The 23,121-nt window shown below is 63.4% G+C and carries 15 protein-coding genes; 11 read left to right on the top strand and 4 right to left on the bottom strand.

Features of this window, described 5'->3' with window-relative positions:
* Position 1 precedes the first annotated feature (1 nt).
* From Q6A48_RS19060 to pepN, 6 genes are read left to right on the top strand one after another with little or no spacing between them, the layout of a single operon-like run.
* Complete coding sequence (locus Q6A48_RS19060) at positions 2-892, top strand: NAD(+) kinase (protein WP_003180647.1); 891 nt, start codon at positions 2-4, stop codon at positions 890-892.
* A complete protein-coding gene (locus tag Q6A48_RS19055) occupies positions 889-1,863 on the top strand; it encodes a metallophosphoesterase (RefSeq protein WP_304555819.1) in 975 nt (324 codons plus the stop codon). The genes Q6A48_RS19060 and Q6A48_RS19055 overlap by 4 nt, the downstream gene beginning before the upstream one ends.
* Positions 1,860-2,735 carry a rhomboid family intramembrane serine protease gene (locus tag Q6A48_RS19050; RefSeq protein ID WP_304555772.1) on the top strand — a complete coding sequence of 292 codons (876 nt, stop codon included), beginning with the start codon at positions 1,860-1,862 and terminating at the stop codon, positions 2,733-2,735. Before Q6A48_RS19055 ends, Q6A48_RS19050 begins: the two co-directional genes overlap by 4 nt.
* Positions 2,736-2,795: 60 nt before the next feature.
* Positions 2,796-3,056, top strand: coding sequence for a YeaC family protein (locus tag Q6A48_RS19045; protein ID WP_304555771.1), 261 nt, complete (start codon positions 2,796-2,798; stop codon positions 3,054-3,056).
* Positions 3,053-3,886, top strand: coding sequence for a DUF2797 domain-containing protein (locus Q6A48_RS19040; protein WP_304555770.1), 834 nt, complete (start codon positions 3,053-3,055; stop codon positions 3,884-3,886). Before Q6A48_RS19045 ends, Q6A48_RS19040 begins: the two co-directional genes overlap by 4 nt.
* A 13-nt stretch (positions 3,887-3,899) precedes the next feature.
* Positions 3,900-6,557 (top strand): aminopeptidase N, encoded by a 2,658-nt coding sequence (gene pepN / locus Q6A48_RS19035; protein ID WP_304555769.1) that lies wholly within the window; start codon positions 3,900-3,902, stop codon positions 6,555-6,557.
* A 131-nt stretch (positions 6,558-6,688) separates the two neighbouring features.
* On the opposite strand, the gene Q6A48_RS19030 is transcribed toward pepN, so the two are convergent.
* Entirely contained in the window at positions 6,689-7,120 is a 432-nt protein-coding gene (locus Q6A48_RS19030; protein WP_304555768.1) for a hypothetical protein, read from the bottom strand.
* 404 nt (positions 7,121-7,524) lie between these two features.
* Here Q6A48_RS19030 and Q6A48_RS19025 point away from each other — a divergent pair, with 404 nt between their 5' ends.
* Both Q6A48_RS19025 and Q6A48_RS19020 read left to right on the top strand, forming a co-directional pair.
* Entirely contained in the window at positions 7,525-8,577 is a 1,053-nt protein-coding gene (locus Q6A48_RS19025; protein ID WP_304555767.1) for a WD40/YVTN/BNR-like repeat-containing protein, read from the top strand.
* Between the two features lie 43 nt (positions 8,578-8,620).
* A complete protein-coding gene (locus tag Q6A48_RS19020) occupies positions 8,621-10,996 on the top strand; it encodes an efflux RND transporter permease subunit (protein ID WP_304555766.1) in 2,376 nt (791 codons plus the stop codon).
* A 200-nt stretch (positions 10,997-11,196) separates the two neighbouring features.
* Here Q6A48_RS19020 and Q6A48_RS19015 read toward each other — a convergent pair whose 3' ends face one another.
* From Q6A48_RS19015 to Q6A48_RS19005, 3 genes are all read right to left on the bottom strand, one after another.
* Positions 11,197-15,888, bottom strand: a complete 4,692-nt coding sequence (locus Q6A48_RS19015) for a dermonecrotic toxin domain-containing protein (protein WP_304555765.1) — start codon at positions 15,886-15,888, stop codon at positions 11,197-11,199.
* A 147-nt stretch (positions 15,889-16,035) separates the two neighbouring features.
* The gene (locus tag Q6A48_RS19010) at positions 16,036-16,755 is read right to left on the bottom strand and encodes a FadR/GntR family transcriptional regulator (RefSeq protein ID WP_304555763.1); all 720 of its coding nucleotides are present in this window, start codon (positions 16,753-16,755) and stop codon (positions 16,036-16,038) included.
* A gap of 209 nt (positions 16,756-16,964) precedes the next feature.
* On the bottom strand, positions 16,965-18,701 hold the full coding sequence (locus Q6A48_RS19005) for an IlvD/Edd family dehydratase (protein ID WP_304555762.1): 1,737 nt from the start codon (positions 18,699-18,701) through the stop codon (positions 16,965-16,967).
* 192 nt (positions 18,702-18,893) lie between these two features.
* On the opposite strand from Q6A48_RS19005, the gene Q6A48_RS19000 reads away from it, so the two are divergent.
* The 3 genes from Q6A48_RS19000 to Q6A48_RS18990 all read left to right on the top strand — a co-directional run bounded on the left by Q6A48_RS19000 (position 18,894) and on the right by Q6A48_RS18990 (position 22,961).
* On the top strand, positions 18,894-20,216 hold the full coding sequence (locus Q6A48_RS19000) for an MFS transporter (protein WP_304555761.1): 1,323 nt from the start codon (positions 18,894-18,896) through the stop codon (positions 20,214-20,216).
* A 159-nt stretch (positions 20,217-20,375) separates the two neighbouring features.
* Positions 20,376-21,368: an AraD1 family protein gene (gene araD1, locus Q6A48_RS18995; protein ID WP_304555760.1), complete on the top strand. Its 993-nt coding sequence runs from the start codon at positions 20,376-20,378 to the stop codon at positions 21,366-21,368.
* A 12-nt stretch (positions 21,369-21,380) separates the two neighbouring features.
* Positions 21,381-22,961 carry an aldehyde dehydrogenase (NADP(+)) gene (locus Q6A48_RS18990; RefSeq protein ID WP_304555759.1) on the top strand — a complete coding sequence of 527 codons (1,581 nt, stop codon included), beginning with the start codon at positions 21,381-21,383 and terminating at the stop codon, positions 22,959-22,961.
* The last annotated feature ends 160 nt before the right edge of the window (positions 22,962-23,121 follow it).

The following is a 23,121-nucleotide window of genomic DNA, read 5'->3' as shown; positions in this document are numbered from 1 at the left end:
CATGGAGCAATTTCGCAATATCGGCATCATCGGTCGCCTGGGCAGTTCGCAGGTGCTGGACACCGTTCGCCGTCTCAAACGCTTCCTCCTGGAGCGACACCTGCATGTGATCCTCGAAGACACCATCGCCGAGGTGTTGCCTGGCCATGGCTTGCAAACGTCTTCACGCAAGATGCTTGGCGAAGTCTGCGACATGGTGATCGTGGTCGGCGGTGACGGCAGCCTGTTGGGGGCCGCACGGGCGCTGGCGCGGCACAACATTCCGGTGCTGGGGATCAACCGCGGCAGCCTGGGGTTCCTGACCGATATCCGTCCGGACGAGCTGGAAATCAAGGTCGCCGAGGTGCTGGACGGCCACTACCTGGTGGAAAACCGCTTCCTGCTGCAAGCCGAAGTCCGCCGCCACGCCGAAGCCATCGGCCAGGGCGACGCCCTCAACGACGTGGTGCTGCACCCGGGCAAGTCGACCCGGATGATCGAATTCGAGCTGTACATCGACGGCCAGTTCGTCTGCAGCCAGAAGGCCGACGGGCTGATCGTCGCCACCCCCACAGGGTCCACGGCCTACGCGCTGTCTGCGGGCGGCCCGATCATGCACCCCAAGCTCGACGCTATTGTGATTGTGCCCATGTACCCCCATACCTTGTCTGGGCGACCCATCGTGGTCGATGGCAACAGTGAGCTGAAAATCGTCGTGTCCAAGGATATGCAGATCTACCCGCAAGTGTCCTGTGACGGCCAGAACCATTTCACCTGCGCGCCGGGTGACACCATCACCGTCAGCAAGAAAGCGCAGAAGCTGCGCCTGATCCACCCGCTGGATCACAACTACTATGAAGTCTGCCGGACCAAGCTCGGCTGGGGCAGTCGGCTGGGGGGTGGAGGCGACTGATGCTCGATCCTGCGCGCAGTTACGACCTGATCGGTGACGTGCACGGATGCGCCCTGACCCTGGAACACCTGCTGGACCGACTCGGTTACCACAAGCAGGGCGGGGTCTGGCGGCATCCGTCGCGCATGGCCGTGTTCCTGGGCGATATCATCGACCGTGGGCCGCGGATCCGCGAGGCGCTGCACATCGTCCACGACATGGTCGAGGCCGGCCAGGCGTTGTGTATCATGGGCAACCACGAATTCAACGCCCTGGGCTGGAGCACCCCGGCGTTGCCCGGCAGCGGCCAGCGCTACGTGCGCGAACACACCCCGCGCCATGCCCGCCTGCTCAACGAGACGCTGACCCAGTTCGAGCAGCACCCTGGCGACTGGCATGATTTCCTCGAGTGGTTCTATGAGCTGCCGCTGTTTGTCGACGCGGGCCGGTTCCGGGTGGTGCATGCCTGTTGGGATGCCGGCCTGATCGAGCCGCTGCGGGGGTTGTTCCCCGACGGCTGCATCGACGAGCATTTCCTCCAGGCCTCGGCGCAATCGGGCAGCTTCGCCTGCACGGTGTTCGACCGCCTGCTGCGCGGCACGGACATGCGCCTGCCCCATGGCATGACCCTCACGGGTGGCGATGGCCTGACCCGGTCGTTCTTTCGCACCAAGTTCTGGGAAGACGACCCGAAGACCTATGGGGACATCGTGTTCCAGCCCGATGCGCTGCCCGAACCGGTGGCGCGCAGGCCATTGTCGCCCGACGAGAAGAACAACCTGTTGCGCTACGGCATCGATGAACCGTTGCTGTTCGTCGGTCACTACTGGCGCAGCGGCAAGCCGGCGCCCATCCGGCCGAACCTGGCGTGCCTGGACTACAGCGCGGTGCTCTACGGCAAGCTGGTCGCCTACCGGCTCGACCAGGAAACCCGCCTGGACCCGCACAAGTTTGTCTGGGTCGATGTCGAGCGGCCCGAGGTGGTGCAGTGAACCTGGTCGCCGTGGTGCGCTTGCCATTGACCGCGGACCTGAGCGGTTTCGTCACGCTGTTGCAACGCCTGCAGGTGCCTCACCGGGTCAGCGAAGAGGCGGGCGAGCAAGTGCTCTGGGTGCCGGACGACATCGGCGACGATGTGCGTATCCTCTACGGACGTTTTCCGGACGGCGATCCCGACCAGTCGCTGGAATTGCCGATCATTGGCACCCCGCCGAAACGGCCGGGTTTCGTCGAGCAGGTGACCCGCAGCCCGATCACCGCGCTGGTGCTGTTGCTGAGCCTCGCCGTGGGCGTGGTGACCCTGTTGGGCGAGAATCTCCAGGCATTGCATTGGCTGACCTTCCTCGAATTTCGCATCGCCGGCGACTACATCCAGTTCACCCCCCTGGCCGACAGCCTGGCGGCGGGGCAGTGGTGGCGCCTGGTGACGCCGATGCTGATCCATTTCGGTTTCCTGCACATCGCCATGAATGGCCTGTGGTATTGGGAGCTGGGGCGCCGGATCGAAGCGCGCCAGGGCGGCATCAACCTGCTGGGGCTGACGCTGCTGTTCAGCCTGGTGTCCAATTTCGTCCAGTACCTGGTCAGCGGCCCGTCGCTGTTTGGCGGCTTGTCCGGTGTGTTGTATGGCCTGCTGGGGCATTGCTGGATCTATCAATGGCTGGCGCCGAACCCGGCCTATCGGCTGCCCCGTGGGGTCCTGGCAATGATGCTGGGGTGGCTGGCGCTGTGCCTGTCCGGGCTGGTCTCGCTGATCGGTTTCGGCGAGATCGCCAACGGCGCCCATGTGGGCGGGTTGCTCATCGGTTGCTTCACGGGCTTGTTGGGCGGGTTGTTCGCCCGGCGTAAAATGTCCCGGCGGTAGGACCGTGCCCGACAGTCGACCTTATTTATATTGGCCCTTAAACGAACGCGCGGAGAACCCATGTCCTCGTTCAACGAAATGATCCAGAACATCACCCCCGACATCTACCGCAGCCTGAAACTGGCGGTGGAAATCGGCAAATGGGCCGATGGCAACAAACTCACCGCCGAACAGCGCGAGTTGTCGCTGCAGGCGATGATCGCCTGGGAAATCCAGAACCTGCCCGAAGAAGAGCGTACCGGCTACATGGGCCCGCAGGAGTGCCAGTCGAAATCGACCGAGGTGCCGAATATCCTGTTCAAGTCGGACGCCATCCATTGATCGAGATTGGCCGCGGTGCAATCAGCAAGATGTCGGCACGCCTCGATGACGGGCCGACCGTTCAATATGCCTTTCGCCTGGGCGATGTCGAGGTGCCGGTCAACCCGTTGATCGGCAGCACGCTGCGCCTGGAGTTCCTCGGCGCGATCCATTGCAGCCATTGCGGGCGCCGGACCAAGACCAGCTTCAGCCAGGGCTATTGCTACCCGTGCATGACCAAGCTGGCGCAGTGCGATGTGTGCATCATGAGCCCCGAGCGCTGCCATTTCGAAGCGGGCACCTGCCGCGAGCCGGCGTGGGGCGAGCGGTTCTGCATGACCGACCACGTGGTGTACCTGGCGAATTCGTCCGGCGTGAAGGTCGGCATCACCCGCGCCACCCAGTTGCCGACCCGCTGGCTGGACCAGGGCGCCAGCCAGGCGCTGCCGATCCTGCGGGTCGCCACCCGCCAGCAATCGGGGTTCGTCGAGGACCTGTTCCGCAGCCAGGTGGCGGACAAGACCAACTGGCGCGCCTTGCTCAAGGGCGACGCCGTCGCGGTGGACTTGCCGCAGATCCGCGATGCGCTGTTTGAAAGTTGCGCCCAGGGTTTGCAGGCCTTGCAGGAACGATTCGGCTTGCAGGCGATCCAGACCATAGCGGACGTCGAGCCCGTCGAGATCCGTTATCCGGTGATGCAGTACCCGGCCAAGATCGTCAGCTTCAACCTGGACAAGGACCCGATCGCCGAGGGCACGTTGCTGGGAATCAAGGGCCAGTACCTGATTTTCGATACCGGCGTGATCAACATTCGTAAATACACGGCCTACCAGCTCGCCGTGCATCAGTAGAAGGATTCGACCCATGCGCACCGAACAACCGAAGATGATCTACCTGAAGGACTATCAGGCGCCCGAGTACCTGATCGACGAGACGCACCTGACCTTCGAGTTGTTCGAGGACCACAGCCTGGTCCATGCGCAACTGGTGATGCGCCGCAACCCCGAGCGCGGTGCCGGCCTGCCGCCGCTGGTGCTCGACGGCCAGCACCTGGAGCTGGTCTCGATCAAGCTCGATGACAGCGACCTGGCCCCGGGCGACTATCAATTGGACGACAGCCACCTGACCGTCCAGCCCAAGGCCCAGGCCTTTACCGTCGACACCACCGTAAGGATCCACCCGGAAACCAACACCGCCCTGGAAGGCCTGTACAAGTCCGGTGGCATGTTCTGCACCCAGTGCGAGGCCGAGGGTTTCCGCAAGATCACCTATTACCTCGACCGCCCGGACGTGATGAGCAAGTTCACCACCACCGTGGTGGCCGAGCAGCACAGCTACCCGGTGCTGCTGTCCAACGGCAACCCGATCGCCAGCGGCCCCGGCGAGGACGGCCGGCACTGGGCGACCTGGGAAGACCCGTTCAAGAAGCCGGCCTACCTGTTCGCCCTGGTGGCCGGTGACCTGTGGTGCGTCGAAGACACCTTCACCACCATGAACCAACGCACCGTGGCGCTGCGTATCTACGTCGAGCCGGAAAACATCGACAAGTGCCAGCACGCGATGACCAGCCTGAAGAAGTCGATGCGCTGGGACGAAGAGGTGTACGGGCGCGAGTACGACCTGGACATCTTCATGATCGTCGCGGTCAACGACTTCAACATGGGGGCCATGGAAAACAAGGGCCTGAACATCTTCAACTCCAGCGCCGTGCTGGCCCGCGCCGAAACCGCCACCGACGCCGCGCACCAGCGGGTCGAGGCCATCGTCGCCCACGAATACTTCCACAACTGGTCGGGCAACCGCGTGACTTGCCGCGACTGGTTCCAACTGTCGCTCAAGGAAGGCTTCACGGTGTTCCGCGACGCCGGTTTCTCCGCCGACATGAACTCCGCCACCGTCAAGCGTATCCAGGACGTGGCCTACCTGCGCACCCACCAGTTCGCTGAAGACGCCGGCCCCATGGCCCACCCGGTGCGTCCGGACAGCTTCATCGAGATCTCCAACTTCTACACCCTGACCGTGTACGAAAAGGGCTCGGAAGTGGTCGGCATGATCCACACGCTCCTGGGGGCGGAAGGCTTCCGCAAGGGCAGCGACCTGTACTTCGAGCGTCACGACGGCCAGGCCGTGACCTGCGACGACTTCATCAAGGCCATGGAAGATGCCAACGGCGTCGACTTGAGCCAGTTCAAGCGCTGGTACAGCCAGGCCGGTACGCCACGACTGGCGGTGACCGAGTCCTACGACGCCGCGGCCAGGACCTACAGCCTGACCTTCAGCCAGAGCTGCCCGCCGACCCCGGACAAGCAGGAAAAGCTGCCGTTCGTGATTCCGGTCGAACTGGGCCTGCTGGATGGCAAGGGCGCCGAAATCCCGTTGCGCCTGGCCGGGGAAGCGGCGGCGAGCGGCACGTCCCGGGTGCTCTCGGTGACCGAGGCCGAGCAGACCTTCACCTTCGTCGACATCGCCGAACAACCCCTGCCATCGCTGCTGCGCGGTTTCTCGGCGCCGGTGAAGCTGAGCTTCCCGTACAACCGCGACCAGCTGATGTTCCTGATGCAGCACGACAGCGACGGGTTCAACCGCTGGGACGCCGGCCAGCAATTGTCGGTGCAGGTGTTGCAGGAGTTGATCGGCCAGCACCAGCAGGGCGCCACGCTGACGCTGGATCCGCGGCTGGTCAGCGCGCTGCGCAGTGTGCTGTCGGACGAATCCCTGGACCAGGCCATGGTCGCGGAAATGCTCTCGCTGCCGAGCGAAGCGTACCTGACGGAAATCAGCGAGGTGGCGGACGTCGAGGCGATCCACGCCGCCCGCGAGTTTGCCCGCCAGCAGTTGGCCGAGAACCTGTTCGAAGCCTTGTGGCTGCGTTATGAGGCCAACCGTGACCTGTCGAAACGCACGTCCTACGTGGCCGAGGCCGAGCATTTCGCCCGTCGCGCGTTGCAGAACATCGCGCTGTCGTACCTGATGCTCACCGGCAGGCCCGAAGTGCTGAGCGCGACCCTGGAGCAGTTCGACACCGCCGACAACATGACCGAACGCCTGACCGCGCTGGCGGTGTTGGTCAATTCGCCATTCGAAACCGAGAAGGCCCGCGCCCTGGAAGTGTTCGCGGAAAACTTCAAGGGCAACCCGCTGGTCATGGACCAATGGTTCAGCGTCCAGGCCGGCAGCCCGTTGCCGGGCGGCCTGGCGCGGGTCAAGGCACTGATGGAACACCCGGCGTTCAATCTGAAGAACCCGAACAAGGTGCGGGCGCTGATCGGCGCATTCGCCGGGCAGAACCTGATCAACTTCCACGCCGCCGACGGCTCCGGCTATCGCTTCCTGGCCGACCTGGTCATCCAGCTCAACGGCTTCAACCCGCAGATCGCCTCGCGCCAACTCGCGCCGCTGACCCGCTGGCGCAAATACGACAGCGCCCGCCAGGCGCTGATGAAAGCCGAGCTGGAACGCATCCTGGCGTCCGGCGGGCTGTCCAGCGATGTGTTCGAGGTGGTGAGCAAGAGCCTGGCGTAACCTTGGAGGCGCGCGGTCTGCCTGGCGGACCGCAGTGCCTTCATCGCCAGCAAGTTCGCGACAGCGTCAAAAGCCAGTTGGCCAGTGCGTTGAGGTTTTATCGACTTTATCGGCGTGGCCCAGTGATTCGGCTAAATGCCTATTTTAGAAAAGTTAAGTTCTTTTCCAGAACCAAGAATGGCCAGCGCGTAGAAGCTTTCAGTCGTTGTATAGTTTCTGGCAAGTAGAATGTTCAGGCTCAGCGCATTGACCAAGGCTTCTTCCTTTTCTGGTGCTGGATCATCTGTTTCTTTAATGAACTCAGTGCTTAAGAGTCTAAGGTCATCATGGAAGGTAACGCTGGCAGAATATTTATTGCTATGCCCAATACTCCCCATTACTTTGTAGTTTATAAAGGTGGCACCCCTGTATTTATTGGTGAAATTGAAGGAAGGCAGGTTCATGTCCCATGAATGCCCTGTTCCTTCCAGCAGCCTTCTTACGGTAGGCGTATCCATGATGTAGGTGTTATAGGGTTCTACATCGAAGCTTTTTTCATTATTAACATGTTCAGTGGTTGTCATGGTGTTCGCTTCTCTTGCAATTGTTATTCAATCAGCGAATGGTTTATCTATCGGAGGTCACCGCTCGGTGTGGCGAGTGTCGATCAGGAAAGGGAAGAGGGCTACTGTCAGAAATAACAGGGTTTTATATTGATTTTGAATGAGCCATATAGGAGGCCGTTGTAATGGCTGTCTTGTGCTGGAGGGAGGTGTCCTGGTCATCACCCCACCGAATACCCCGCCATTCACCCCCAGCGCCAATCCCCCGTGGTTAACAAAAGATAACGTGGCGTCGATTGTCAGACCTTTCGAAAGCCCGATAGGATAGGTCAGCTTCCGAAGTGGCTCTAGATTGCAGGTTTCAGGACAATGCTCCAGGACTGGCAACGTACCAAGCCATAACAATAATAATGGGGGAAAGGTCTATGAATGAGCCTGTCATGGCGGTGGGCCGCTGTCGCCCGCCAGTGCTGCGCAGAGTCGCGCTGCTGGCTGCGGCGCTCTCGCTGCTGGGCTCTGCGGTGTTGTCGGCACCGGTGATGGCTGTCGCGGCGTCGACGTCCGATGTCATCTATTCCGTCGAATCGGCCAAGGCCAGCAAAACCCTGATGCTCGATGTGGTCCACGCCGGCCAGCGCCTGGTGGCAGTCGGTGATCGGGGCCACATTGTCTATTCGGACGACCAGGGCAGTACCTGGACCCAGGCCAAGGTGCCGACCCGCCAGATGCTCACCGCCGTCTTCTTCGTCGATGACAAGCACGGCTGGGCCGTGGGCCATGACGCGCAGATCCTGGCCAGCGACGACGGTGGCAGCACCTGGACCAAGCAATTCGAAGAACTCAAGCGCGAAGCGCCGCTGTTGGACGTCTGGTTCAAGGACCCCGACACTGGCTTCGCCGTGGGCGCCTATGGCGCGCTGTTCGAAACCACCGATGGGGGCAAGCATTGGGAAGACGCCAGCGATCGCCTCGATAACGAAGACCAGTTCCACCTCAACGCGATCACCGCCGTGAAGGACGCCGGGCTGTTCATCGTCGGCGAGGCTGGCAGCATGTTCCGCTCCGCCGATTGGGGCCAGACCTGGGAAAAGCTCGAAGGCCCCTATGAAGGCTCGCTGTTCGGCGTCATCGGCACCGCCCAGCCTTCCACGCTGCTGGCCTACGGCTTGCGCGGCAACCTCTATCGCTCCACCGACTTTGGCGGCACCTGGGAGCAGGTCGAACTCAAGGCCGCCCGCGGCGCCCTGGAGTTCGGCCTGTCGGGGGGCACGCTGCTGGCGGACGGTTCCATCGTGATCGTCGGCAACGGCGGCAGCGTGGTGCGCAGCACCGACGATGGGGCCAGCTTCAGCGTGTACAACCGCCCGGACCGCATTTCCGTGGCCGCGGTCACGGCGGCAGGCAATGGCAACCTGATCCTGGCGGGGCAGGGTGGCGTACGCGCCACCACGGCCACCGGTGCTGAACTGAGCAAATGAGTCGAGCCTGCACGACGGGCACAAAAACAAGAAGGCGGACCCCATGAGCAGTCATCACCAAGACAAGGCGACGTTCCTCGAGCGCCTGATTTTCAACAACCGCCCGGCAGTGATCGTCATTTGCCTGCTGGTCAGCATTTTCCTGTTCTGGCAGGCCACGCTGATCCGGCCGTCCACCAGCTTCGAGAAGATGATCCCGCTCAAGCACCCCTTCATCGAGAAGATGCTGGAGCACCGTAATGACCTGGCGAACCTGGGCAACACGGTGCGCATTTCCGTGGAGGCCACCGACGGCGACATCTTCTCCAAGGAATACATGGAGACCTTGCGCCAGATCCACGACGAGGTGTTCTACATCTCCGGCGTCGACCGTTCCGGGCTCAAGTCGCTGTGGAGCCCGAGCGTGCGCTGGACCGAAGTGACGGAAGAGGGCTTCGCCGGTGGCGAGGTGATCCCCCAGAGCTACAACGGCTCGGCCGACAGCCTCGACCTGCTGCGCAACAACGTCCTCAAGTCCGGCCAGGTCGGGCGCCTGGTGGCCAACGATTTCAAGTCGAGCATCATCGACATCCCGCTGCTGGAGTCCTATCCGGACCCGCAGGACCAGGGCAAGTTGCTGGCCCTGGACTACCAGAAGTTTTCCCACGAGCTTGAAGACAAGATCCGCAACAAGTTCGAGGCGCAGAACCACAACGTGCAGATCCACATCGTCGGTTTCGCCAAGAAGGTCGGCGACCTGATCGACGGCCTGATCATGGTGGTGATGTTCTTCGGCGTGGCCTTCGTCATTACCCTGGTGCTGCTGTACTGGTTCACCCACTGCATGCGCAGCACCATCGCGGTCCTGAGCACCACGCTGGTGGCGGTGGTCTGGCAACTGGGGCTGATGCACGCCGCCGGTTTCGGCCTCGATCCCTACTCGATGCTGGTGCCGTTCCTGATCTTCGCCATCGGGATTTCCCACGGCGTGCAGAAGATCAACGGCATCGCCTTGCAATCCAGCGAGGCCGACAATGCCCTGACGGCGGCGCGGCGTACCTTCCGCCAACTGTTCCTGCCAGGGATGATCGCGATCCTGGCGGACGCCGTCGGCTTCATCACCTTGCTGATCATCGACATCGGCGTGATCCGCGAACTGGCCATCGGCGCGTCCATCGGCGTGGCGGTGATCGTGTTCACCAACCTGATCCTGCTGCCGGTGGCGATCTCCTATGTCGGCATCAGCAAGCGGGCCATCGAGCGCAGCAAGAAAGACGCGACCCGCGAGCATCCGTTCTGGCGCGCGCTGTCGAACTTCGCCAGCGCCAAGGTCGCGCCGGTGTCCATCGCCCTGGCCGTGATCGCCTTCGGCGGCGGCCTCTGGTACAGCCAGAACCTGAAGATCGGCGACCTGGACCAGGGCGCGCCGGAACTGCGTCCGGACTCGCGCTACAACCAGGACAACAATTTCATCATCAGCAATTACTCCACCAGTTCCGATGTGCTGGTGGTGATGGTCAAGACCAAGGCCGAGGGCTGCTCGCGCTACGAGGCCATGGCGCCGATCGACGAGCTGATGTGGAAGATGCAGAACACCGAGGGCGTGCAGTCGGCGATTTCCCTGGTGACCGTGTCCAAGCAGATGATCAAGGGCATGAACGAGGGCAACCTCAAGTGGGAAACCCTGTCGCGCAACCGCGACGTGCTGAACAACTCCATTGCCCGGGCCGATGGCCTGTACAACAACAGTTGCTCCCTGGCGCCGGTGCTGGTGTTCCTCAACGATCACAAGGCCGAGACCCTGGACCGCGCCGTCGCGGCGGTGCAGGCGTTCGCCAAGGAAAACAACCGCGATGGCCTGGAGTTCATCCTCGCCGCCGGTAACGCCGGTATCGAGGCGGCCACCAACGAGGTGATCAAGGAATCGGAACTGACCATCCTGATCCTGGTGTACATCTGCGTGGCGACCATGTGCATGATCACCTTCCGCTCCTGGGCGGCAACCTTGTGCATCGTGCTGCCGCTGGTGCTGACGTCGGTGCTGGGCAACGCGCTCATGGCGTTCATGGGCATCGGCGTGAAAGTCGCGACCTTGCCGGTGGTGGCCCTGGGGGTGGGGATCGGCGTGGACTACGGCATCTACATCTACAGCCGCCTGGAAAGCTTCCTGCGGGCCGGGTTGCCGTTGCAGGAGGCCTACTACCAGACGCTGAAATCCACCGGCAAGGCCGTACTGTTCACCGGCTTGTGCCTGGCCATTGGCGTGTGCACCTGGATTTTCTCGGCCATCAAGTTCCAGGCCGACATGGGCCTGATGCTGACGTTCATGTTGCTGTGGAACATGTTCGGCGCCCTGTGGCTGCTGCCGGCGCTGGCGCGGTTCCTGATCAAGCCTGAGAAACTGGCGGGGCAGAAGGGCAATTCGTTGTTTGCCCACTGATCCCCGCCCGGATGAGGAGCCTTTGTGGCGAGGGGATTTATCCCCGATGGGCTGCAAAGCAGCCCCCACCGGCCTGCGCAATGAGTCAGATTTATGCGTCAGCCTAATTGGGGCCGCTTCGCGGCCCAACGGGGCGGTGCGACGTTTCGCTGAATCCCCTCGCCACAAGGTGTTCACTCACCTAGGTGCGGTTTCCGGGATCAGGGCGCCAACGGCAGGAACTTACCTTGTGCCAGGGCCTTGCCAATCTGCCCCCGATGCACATTCACCACGGCGTAGGGGTTGTCGGCCTTGGCCAGCAGCGACTGGTAGTGCTCCCGGCGTTGTTCCTTGGTTTTCAGGTGGGCAACGCTGTAGTCGGCTTTTGGCGTGTCCGCTTTTTCGTAATGGAAATGCGCGTACCAGAGGGGAAAGCCGTCGCGGTCGTTGATCGCGTATTCCTGGAGGAAGTCCTTGCGGGCGCCTTTCAAGGGCTTGCGCTCGCCGAGCAGGGCGACCTGGATCAGGTTCTTTTCGAACAGATAGGTCAAGTTGCCGTCGGTGGGTGGCAATTGCAGGCTCAGTTCGGTCCGCAGTTGGCTGCCCCTGGCCCTGAGACGGCCAATGGCGTTCACCAGTTGCTCGCTCAGGGCCTGGTCCGCCGGCGTGCGTGACGCCGGGGAAGCGGCGAGGGCCTTGCCAAGTTCTTCGTCGACGACACGGAAGCGGTCCGCCTCGTTGTTCATGATCTCCTCGATTTCCTGGGGATGGCGACAGTATTTCTGGTAGCTCTGCGCCCGCCGCAGGCGTTCTTCCAACTCGTCGAGCAGCGCCCGCGCAGCACGCTTGATGACCTTGATGGACCGGGTTGCAGGGACAGGTGCCGGTGCCGGTCGGCGTACGTCGACCACATCCCAGACGTCTTCATGGCGCGAATAAGTCGCCAGTACCTCGTTGTTGACTTGCGAGCGCAGTTCGACGGTCTCGATGGGCAAATCCGTACCCGCCGGTTTCAGGTCGCCGATCAGGACCCCACTGTGACGGGTCTTGATGACCTTTTTTTGTAGACGCTCAGCCTGCGCCTTGGCGCGTTTGGGCGGACGGCGGCGTGGTTTCGGTTCTGGCTTGACGAGCGCGGCCAATTTCCCGGATACGTCCTGATACAGGCTGTCCACGAGCTTGAGCAGCTTGTCGAAGTAGAGCTCGTTGAGATCGTCGGCATAGAGGGTCTTCATGCCTTGCAGGGCATCCAGGGTCTTGCCGTAGTACTCGGTCAGGCTGCCCAGCACCTCGAGCTGTTCCGCGGGTGGAAGCTCGTAGTGGCGCAGTTCGGTGTGCGAGCGGATCTGCAGCGCCAGTGGCTTGACCAGGTGAAGCATGCGCTCGGTGAGGTCCGATCCGGGGTGGTTGATCGCCAGTATCGGCAGCGTGGTCAACTGCAGGGCCCGGGTGCCGATCGCGTCCCGTTCATCCAGCGGCCGGTCCTTGGTCAGGCGTTCGTATACCTGGGCGCCCGCGGCATCCAGGTTCAGCAGTTTCTCCAGGTATTCGTCCTTGAGTTCCAGCCAATGGATGGAGCGTTCATGGATGTCGCTCTTGGTCTCGAGGAACCTGAAGTAGCCTTCCTGATCGTGGAGGAACGCCCATATCACGCCCTGCTCGCCATGAAAGTGCGAGTGGGTGGCATTGAGCGCGTCGTCCTCCATCACGGTGACGAGAAAGGCCTTGCGAGCGCCGTTCACCACGTTTTCCATCAGCGCGCGAACCAGCTCCGCAGGCAACGGGATGTTCAGGCTGGCGCGTTCGGGGGCGCTCTTGAGCAGTTTCAGGTTCCTGTCGATCTGCTCGGTGAGCAGGTCGTAGAACAGCTTGCGCTTGGGCGCGCGCTGCGCCTCGGTGTAGTGCGCGCCCTCCTCGAGCCGGGTCAACACCTCCTGGGCGACGTCCACCGCTTTCTGTCGGTCGCGGTCTTGCGCCAGGCACTGTTCCAACTCCTCGACCAATTCGGTGGCGCGTTGGATGTTGAGGCGACTCAAATCCTTCTGGCGCTTGGGGGGTGCACCGCCCAACAGGCGCAGGCGCAGGTCGAAGTTCCAATGGCCGTGGCCATCGGCCCGCAACGAGGGGCCCCGTTTGGACGGGTCGAGCGGGTCAATGATGATGGCGCTGCCGTCCGCTTCCGGGCTGATCCGGTACAGGCTTTCTTCAACCAGGGCATGCCATTGGTTGGCAATGACATACAGGCCCGTGTAGGGACCGTATTCGATCGGGTCGGGCAGCGAGGCCGGACGCGGCACCTGCAAGCGCAGCAGCCGGCTGCGTTGATCCGGCGTCAGGCGATGACGGGCACTGGAGAAGCTCACGTCCAGGATCTTGCCGGCGGTTTCGGCACGCTCGCCTGGCAAGGCGACGGTACTCTCCACGATGCTTGGCGGGGGTGGTGCGGGCCACCGCTCGGCTATGGCCCGTGGCGCCGGAAGTTGCATGGTCTGGTCGGCGATCGACTCGGCTAACGGTTCATGGGCAGGCGCGTGGGTCGCGGGAAACTGCATCACCAACATGGCCAGGTTGACCAACAGATCCACCGCGGCGAGTTCGCGGGCGATCGGGTCTGCGTTGCTCAGGGCCGGGATGTCGTGGCTGGCACTGGCCATCAGCGACCATAGCCAGAACGTCGTCATGGCCGGGCCGCGCAGCAAGGGGGTCAACAGCGTGTTGAACAGCAGGCTGCCGCCCTCCAGGAGCACCGCCCAGCGGCTTTCGCTGTTGGAGACCGAGGTCCGGTCGGCCTGGATGACCAGTGCCCGGGCGTTGCAGTCATAAAGGTATGGCATCAACTCGTCGCGAAGCAGCGATTGCGCCAGTGCGTCGTCGGTGGCGAGTGTCGCCGGGGCGGGTTTGTCCGGGGCGCTGAACTCGTCGCCGGGGAAAAACCGCACGATATGCGGTTCCAGGAAACCGCCGTTCGCATACACCGGGCGTGCCGCGTCGGTCATCCAGGTGAGGACGCTGTCTTGCAGCGCACCGGTGCGGGTGATCGCCTGCAACAGTGCTTCGCGGGTCGGAAATTGCTGCAGCGCGGGTGTGTACAGCGGGCGATACAGCAGGTGCGGGCCGACCCGGGTGTCCTGGGCCTCGATGACGAACATGTTGGTCACGACATCCGGCCGGGCCTGGGGTTTGCGCAGCACGGCCAGGGGGCGGAGGGTCACGGCACGGTCGTTGGCTTGCGCATCCTGTTGCAGCAGCGCTTCGAGCACGCGCAGGCCTTCACGGGTCATGCCATCTTCATTGTTGAGCGCCTGCTTGAGCGCTTCCAGGCGCAACTGGGCCGGGATCTGTTCGGCGAACATCCGCTGTCGAGCCTGTACCTGGGGCGTGCCGCCGAGCAGTTGCTCTTGCAGGTAGCGTGGATAGTTCGCGCCAATGTCCACCTGTTCGATCAAGCCGCCCTTGCGGGAAATGAAATCGGTCGTCAGCCAGGCCGGCAACGCCAGGCCCAGGCGATGACTGAGCTTGGCGTTGCCGCTGGGGCGGGCCACGAGGTTCTTGATGGCCAATTCGACCAGGCTCATTCGCTGCTCTTGGGTGATACCGATGGTGCCGGGATAACCGGCCGATACGGTGAACGTCAGGACGATATCGCCAGGCAGGAACTGGCTCGCGGGCACCGGGTCCGGATGGCTGTCGTTCGCTTGTCGCATGCGCTCCAGCAGCGCTTGGGTGGTGAAGGTTTCGATGTCCTGCACGTCGCTGAGAAATGTACGGCCCTGATGACGTTTCTTCGCGCTGGCGAGTGCCAGGCTCAAGTGCTGGAAGGTCGTTTGATCGACGACGGAGGCCTTCTGCAGCCAGGCGGGCACGAGTGGTTTGAGACGAGCCGATGTGCTGGCTACGGGGGTTGGTTCGTCCAGCAGAAAGCGCGCCGGATCAGTCAAATCGCGGTAAAGCGTCTTCAACGCTTGCAGGCCAATCCGGCTCGGTAAACGAACGCGCCTCAGCTCGGCCAGTTGCTGCTCCAGCAGCATGGCGGCCTGGCTGTCGAATGCATGGCCGTCGATCTCGTGACGCACGCAGGTGACGGTGTCGACGACGTAGCGCCTGGCGATCGACTCGCCCCAATGTTTGTCGAAGGCCTCCAGGGAGGGGAACGCCCGCACCACGCTGCCGGGGCTGCACAGCAACAGGGCGCTGCTGCCCTGTGTCACATAGGTCAGCAGAATATCGCCACTGGGCAGCACGCTGCTGGAGGTGCCCTGGGTGAGCCGGGTTTCCAGGCTGTAGGCGTGCACGGGCACCTGGTCGGCCAGGCCCAGGCGCTGGGCCCGATCCGGCCAGCGGACGACCTGGTCCAGCGCCGCGCGTGCCGCGTCGGTGAGGTCCGGCTGTTGCAGCGCGCGGATACTCAGCAAATTGCGAAGCACGTCGCTGAGCCATTGCCAGCGGCTGGTGGGGGTGGCCATATCGACGCTGCCCTCGGTGCCCAGGTCGCCGCTCCAGTAGCGGGTCAATTCATCTTCCAGGTCGATCGGCACGGTCCAGGGCAGTTCCAGGACCAGCTTCTCGACGACCTTGATGTCGACCTTTTCATCGCCCGAGCGCAGACGACGCGGGAAAACATCGGACAGGTAGCAATCGAGGTTGCCCTGGGGGCGCAGGTCCAGCGGGACGCCCTGGGCCAGGTAATCCAGGACGCGGGGCATGAAGGGTTGGAATTGCCAGGCACGGTGGGTCGCGTCCGGCGTGGCCAGTTGTATCCGGCCGAGGTCCAGGTTCAGTTGCGGGTATTTTTTCTGGATCGCTTGTTCGAGCATGCGTTGCGCCGCCTGCTCGAAGGTAGGGCGGCTGGCGAATTGCAGGCTGACGTTACGGGCCAGCGCCGGGCCAACGTCCGTCGTGGAGGGAAGGCTCATGGGAAGTCCTTTTCATAAATGCCATGGTCGTCGGAATGACGACCAGGCAAGTATCGACATCGTTGTCCTGTGGCGGTGGTAGATACCTACCACCCGGTTGCGCACAGGGTGTGCCAGGGCTTCTCGGTAAGGGGAGCGTGTAGCCGCTCAGGCGGGATCGCTGCCCAGCACCACGTTCAACGCACTGCGGGCATCATCCAATTGCACCAGCGTGGCGTGGCGGGCGCCGAGGGCGTCGCGATTCTCGATGGCGGTGAGGATCGCCTTGTGCCGCGGCATCGCCAGTTCATGCAGATTCGGACGCTGGTTGGAATGCTTGAGTGCTTCGGCGATGGCGACCGAAAGCATGTTGCACAGGTTGGCCAACAGGTCGTTGTGGGTGGCGTCGGCGATGCGGCTATGGAAGTCCAGGTCCGGTTGCAGCAAGGCCTCGGGGGTCGGGGCCGCGTCCATGCGTTCGTACGCTTCGCGGATGGCGGCGATGTCCTCGTCGGTGGCGAACTGCGCGGCCAGGGCGGCAGCGGCGGGCTCGATGATGCTGCGCACGCTGGTCAGCAAGCCGAAGAATTCGTTTTGCGGGCTGCTTTGCATCAGCCAGTGCAGCACGTCCGGGTCAAGCATGTGCCATTCCCGGCGCGCCTTGACCACCGTGCCCACGCGCGGGCGCGAATACACCAGGCCCTTGGCGACCAGCACCCGCGTGGCTTCGCGCAGCACCGGACGGCTGACGGCATACTCTTCGCACAACAGGGCTTCGGCGGGCAATTTATCGTCCGGCTTGAAGCGTCCGGAGACGATCTGCATGCCCAGTTCCTGGACGATGCGCGCGTGCATGCTCTTGCGGTCTGAAGGTTTACGGTAGTCCATGGAGTGCGGCGCGATCCTGTGGGAGGGAGTGCGCGCATGATAGCAGCGCGGCGAGGGTGGGTCGCTAGTGGCCTGTGTGCGAGCTTTTTGTGGGCGCCGAGCCTGCTCGCGATGAGGGCCTTGCAGTCAATATTTCTATTGCCTGTCACACCGCTATCGCGAGCAAGCTCGGCTCCCACAAAAGCTCGTTCCCACAGGGAGGGGGGGGGTCAGTGGGAGTGGCGTGGCACTTCGGCCCCGCGGCAACCGACCAGGAAGTCGAAGTCGCACCCTTGGTCTGCTTGCAACACGTGATCGATGTACAACTGGCGGTAGCCGCCCACGAGCAGTTGTTGCGGCGGTGCGAGGTCGGCCAGGCGCGCGGCCAGTTCGGCGTCGGAAATGTCCAGGTGCAGACGGCCGTTGGCGCAGTCGAGCTCGATGAAATCACCTTCCTTCACCGCCGCCAGCGGGCCACCGGCCGCCGCTTCCGGCGCCACGTGCAAAACCACCGTGCCGTAGGCGGTGCCGCTCATGCGCGCATCGGAAATGCGCACCATGTCCGTCACGCCCTGGGCCAGCAGCTTGGCCGGCAGGCCCATGTTGCCGACTTCGGCCATGCCCGGGTAACCCTTGGGCCCGCAGTTCTTCATCACCAGGATCGAGTCGGCGTCCACATCCAGCTCCGGGTCGTTGATCCGGGCCTTGTACTCGTCGAAGTTCTCGAACACCACCGCCCGCCCGCGATGCTGCATCAGCTCGGCGGTGGCGGCGGACGGCTTGAGCACGGCGCCCAGCGGCGCCAGGTTGCCGCGCAATACGCAGATACCGCCGTCGGCCCGGATCGGGTTGTCCAGGGTGCGGATGACTTCGTCCTGGCCGTAGATCGGTGCGTCCTGAGTGTTTTCGCCCAGGCTCTTGCCGTTGACGGTGAGGGCGCCCGGGTGGGGAATCAGGTTGGCCTCGCCGAGCCGGCGCAGCACGGCGGGCAGGCCGCCGGCGTAGTAGAACTCTTCCATCAGGAAGCGCCCGGACGGTTGCAGGTCGACGATGGTCGGCATGCCGCGGCCGATGCGGGTCCAGTCGTCCAGGTCCAGTTGCACGCCGATGCGCCCGGCGATGGCCTTGAGGTGGATCACCGCGTTGGTGGAGCCGCCGATGGCGGCGTTGACCCGGATGGCGTTCTCGAAGGCTTCCTTGGTCAGGATCTTGGACAGGCGCAGGTCTTCGCGGACCATCTCCACCGCTCGCATGCCGGACATGTGCGCGAGTACATAGCGGCGCGCGTCCACCGCCGGGATCGCGGCATTGTGCGGCAGCGACGTGCCGAGGGCTTCGGCCATGCAGGCCATGGTCGAGGCCGTGCCCATGGTGTTGCAAGTGCCGGCCGAGCGGGACATGCCGCCCTCGGCCGCGAGGAAATCGTCGAGGGTGATGGTGCCGGCCTTGACCTGTTCGCTCAGTTGCCAGACCACGGTGCCCGAGCCGATGTCCTGGCCCTTGTGCTTGCCATTGAGCATCGGCCCGCCGGTAACGACGATGGCCGGCACGTCGCAACTGGCGGCGCCCATCAGCAGGGCGGGGGTGGTCTTGTCGCAACCGGTGAGCAGCACCACGCCGTCGATCGGATTGCCGCGAATCGCCTCTTCCACGTCCATGCTCGCCAGGTTGCGGGTCAGCATGGCGGTGGGGCGCAGGTTCGATTCGCCATTGGAGAACACCGGGAACTCCACCGGGAAGCCCCCGGCCTCGATCACGCCGCGCTTGACGTGGTCGGCGATCTGCCGGAAGTGCGCGTTGCACGGGGTCAGCTCCGACCAGGTGTTGCAGATGCCGATGATCGGCTTGCCATGGAACTGATGGTCGGCGATGCCCTGATTTTTCATCCAGCTGCGGTACATGAAGCCGTTCTTGTCGGCGGTGCCAAACCATTGGGCCGAGCGCAGGGAGGGTTTCTTATCAGACATGATCGATTCTCTTATTGTATGACTATATTGTTCTTGCTTGAGCGTAACATAAGCGCAATTTACGCCGTTTGGAAGTGTTGTTGGGTAAATAGTATTACTATATAGTCCGGTGCAACGGAGGGATCATCCTGGCGGTCGTTCGCCAGAGAAATCCCCCGAGTTCTATAACAACAACAATCGGAGAACGGTCCCATGAGCCAGGAACTGCGGCTTATTCGTCGCATCACGTTGAAACTGATTCCCTTCCTGATCCTGCTGTACCTGATCGCCTACGTGGACCGCTCCGCCGTAGGGTTCGCCAAGTTGCACATGGGCGCCGACCTTGGCATCGGTGATGCCGCCTACGGCCTGGGTGCCGGCCTGTTTTTCATCGGCTACTTCCTGCTGGAAATCCCCAGCAACCTGATGCTCGAACGCTTCGGCGCCCGCCGCTGGTTCGCGCGGATCATGATCACCTGGGGCGCCATCACCATCGGCATGGCGTTCGTGCAGGGGCCCAACAGCTTCTATGTGATGCGTTTCTTGCTGGGCGCGGCCGAAGCCGGGTTCTTCCCGGGCGTGCTGTACTACATCACCCAATGGTTCCCGGTGCGCCATCGCGGCAAGATCCTGGGCCTGTTCATTCTTTCCCAACCGATCGCCATGATGATCACCGGCCCGGTGTCCGGCGGCCTGCTGGGCATGGATGGGGTGCTGGGCCTGCATGGCTGGCAGTGGTTGTTCATCGTCATCGGCCTGCCGGCGGTGCTGCTGACCTGGCCGGTGCTGCGCTACCTGCCCGACGGCCCGCAACAGGTCAAGTGGATGGACCCGGCCGAGAAGGACTGGCTGACCGGTGAGCTGAAGAAGGATCTGCAGGAATACGGCCAGACCCGCCACGGCAACCCGCTGCACGCCCTCAAGGACAAGCGCGTCCTGCTGCTGGCGCTGTTCTACCTGCCGGTGACCTTGAGCATCTACGGCCTGGGCCTCTGGCTGCCGACGTTGATCAAGCAGTTCGGCGGCAGTGACCTGGTGACCGGTTTCGTCTCCTCGGTGCCGTACATCTTCGGCATCATCGGCTTGCTGATCATCCCCCGCAGCTCCGACCGCCTGAACGATCGCTACGGCCACCTGGCGGTGCTCTATGTGCTGGGTGCCATTGGCCTGTTCCTCAGTGCCTGGCTGTCGGTGCCGGTGCTGCAACTGGCGGCGCTGTGCCTGGTGGCGTTCGCACTGTTTTCCTGCACGGCGGTGTTCTGGACCTTGCCGGGGCGCTTCTTTGCCGGCGCCAGCGCGGCGGCGGGCATCGCGCTGATCAACTCGGTGGGCAACCTGGGCGGCTACATCGGGCCGTTCGTGATCGGCGCACTGAAGGAGTACACCGGCAGCCTGGCGTCGGGACTGTATTTCCTGTCCTGCGTGATGGTGTTCGGCCTGGTGCTGACCGGCGTGGTGTATCGGTTGCTGGAGCGCAAGCACGTGCTGCCGGCGGATCAGTTCGCGGCCAGCGCCCGGGGGGCGACGCGTACATAAGAATTTCAGGGGTAACCCCGATCAACTGTGGGAGCGAGCTTGCTCGCGATAGCGGTCTTGCATTCACCCATGATGTGGACTGTCAGACTGCAATCGCGAGCAAGCTCGCTCCCACAGGGATCAGTGTGTCATTCAAGCGATGTGTGCAGGGAGAGGAATATGCGTTTAGTTCAGTTCGAATTGAGCAACGGCGAACGCCGCGTCGGCGTGGTCGAGGGCGATCGGGTGCGGGAAGTGCAGGGCGCGGGAACCGTGCGTGAGTTGGCGCTGGCCGCCATCGAGGCGGGTATCAAGCTTGGGCAGCAGGTCGAAGGCCTGGGCCTGGGCGCCAGTCACGACTACGGGCAATTGCTCGGCGAGCTGCGCATCCTGCCGCCGCTGGATCACCCGGACCCGGCGCACCTGCTCGTCAGCGGCACCGGCCTGACCCACCTGGGCAGCGCTTCGGCCCGAGACAAGATGCACCAGCAGGCCGGCGACGAGGCGGCCATGACCGACACCATGCGCATCTTCAAGTGGGGCGTGGAGGGGGGCAAGCCTGAAGCGGGCCAGGCTGGCGTGCAGCCGGAATGGTTCTACAAGGGCGACGGTGGCATCGTCGTGCGCCCGGGCCAGCCGTTCCCGCTGCCGCCGTTCGCCGAGGACGCCGGCGAGGAGCCGGAAATCAGCGGCCTGTATGTCATCGGTTTCGACGGCAAGCCCTACCGCCTGGGCTTTGCCGTGGGCAACGAGTTTTCCGACCACGTGATGGAGCGCAAGAATTACCTGTACCTGGCCCACTCGAAATTGCGCAGTTGCAGCTTCGGCCCGGAACTTCGCGTGGGCGAACTGCCTCAACATCTGTCCGGGACCAGTCGCATCCTGCGCAACGGCGAGGTGCTGTGGCAGAACGAATTCCTCAGCGGCGAGGCCAACATGTGCCATAGCCTCGAAAACCTGGAATTCCATCATTTCAAGTACAGTCAGTTCCTGCGTCCGGGGGATGTACACGTCCACTTCTTCGGCACCGCGACCCTGTCGTTCGCCGACGGCATCCGCACCCAGCCGGGGGACGTGTTCGAAATCAGCCAGGCCGAGTTCGGCGCGCCGCTGGTCAACGGCATCGCCCCGGTGGACGCGGTGTTCAACCCGGGTACTATCGGCACACTCTAGAAGGAGACTTGCATGAACCAGATCCTTGGCCACAACTACATCGGTGGCGCGCGCAGCGCAGCCGGCCAGACTCGCTTGCAGAGCCTCGACGCCAGCACGGGCGAAGCGTTGCCCCATGATTTCATCCAGGCCACCGCCGAAGAAGTCGACGCCGCCGCCAAGGCCGCGGCCGCCGCGTACCCGGCCTACCGCAGCCTGAGCGCCGCGCGCCGCGCTGAATTCCTCGACGCCATCGCCGACGAACTGGACGCCCTGGGCGACGAGTTCGTGGCCGTGGTGTGCCGTGAAACCGCCTTGCCTACCGCCCGGATCCAGGGTGAGCGCGGTCGCACCAGCGGCCAGATGCGCCTGTTCGCCAAAGTCCTGCGCCGGGGCGATTTCTATGGCGCGCGGATCGACCGCGCGTTGCCGGAGCGCACCCCGTTGCCGCGTCCGGACCTGCGCCAATACCGCATCGGCCTGGGGCCGGTGGCGGTGTTTGGCGCGAGCAATTTCCCCCTGGCGTTTTCCACGGCCGGTGGCGACACCGCAGCGGCCCTGGCCGCCGGTTGCCCGGTGGTGTTCAAGGCTCATAGCGGACACATGGCGACCGCCGAACAGGTCGCCGATGCGATCATCCGCGCGGCGGAGAAAACCGCCATGCCGGCGGGCGTGTTCAACATGATCTACGGTGGCGGCGTCGGCGAGTGGCTGGTCAAGCACCCGGCCATCCAGGCCGTGGGCTTCACCGGTTCTCTCAAGGGCGGACGGGCGCTGTGCGACATGGCGGCGGCGCGGCCCCAGCCGATCCCGGTGTTCGCTGAAATGTCGAGCATCAACCCGGTGATCGTCCTGCCCCAGGCACTGGCGACCCGTGCCGACAGCGTTGCCCGCGACCTTACCGCCTCGGTGGTGCAGGGCTGCGGCCAGTTCTGCACCAACCCGGGCCTGGTGATTGGCATTCGCTCGGCGGAGTTCACCGCGTTCACCCAACAAGTGGCCACGCTGATCGGCGACCAGGCGCCGCAGACCATGCTTAACGCCGGCACCCTGCAAAGCTACGGCAAGGGCTTGCAGAAGTTGCTCGCCCACCCGGGCATCGAACACCTGGCCGGGCGCACGCAACAGGGCAACCAGGCCCAGCCGCAGCTGTTCAAGGCCGATGCCAGCCTGTTGATCAATGGTGACGAGGCGTTGCAGGAAGAAGTGTTCGGCCCGACCACGGTGTTCGTCGAAGTGGCCGACCAGGCGCAACTGACCGCCGCGTTGAATGGCCTGCACGGTCAGCTGACGGCCACGATCATCGGCGAGCCGGCGGATTTCGAGCGCTTCGGTGAACTGACGCCGCTGCTGGAGCAGAAAGTCGGGCGCATCCTGCTCAACGGTTATCCGACCGGGGTGGAAGTGTGCGATTCGATGGTTCACGGCGGGCCATACCCGGCGACGTCCGATGCCCGCGGCACCTCGGTGGGGACCCTGGCGATCGATCGCTTCCTGCGGCCGGTGTGCTTCCAGAACTATCCTGACAGCCTGTTGCCCGAGCCGTTGAAGAACGCCAACCCGCTGGGGATCCTGCGGTTGGTGGATGGCGTGCCGGGGCGCGAGGCGCTCTGACCGTCGCGGTGAGGCCGTTACATTCATGGTGACTGTGCCGGCCTCATCGCGAGCAAGCTCGCTCCCACAGTTGGATTTTCAGCGAACACAAGTTTTGTATTCACAAGACATCCACTGTGGGAGCGAGCTTGCTCGCGATGGCGATCTTCCAGTCGAAAGC

The organism is Pseudomonas citrullilanati, assembly GCF_030580855.1.
Lineage (GTDB): Bacteria > Pseudomonadota > Gammaproteobacteria > Pseudomonadales > Pseudomonadaceae > Aquipseudomonas > Aquipseudomonas citrulli.
The sequence above is the reverse complement of the archived record's forward strand: the minus strand, read 5'-3'. Positions and strand labels throughout refer to the sequence as shown.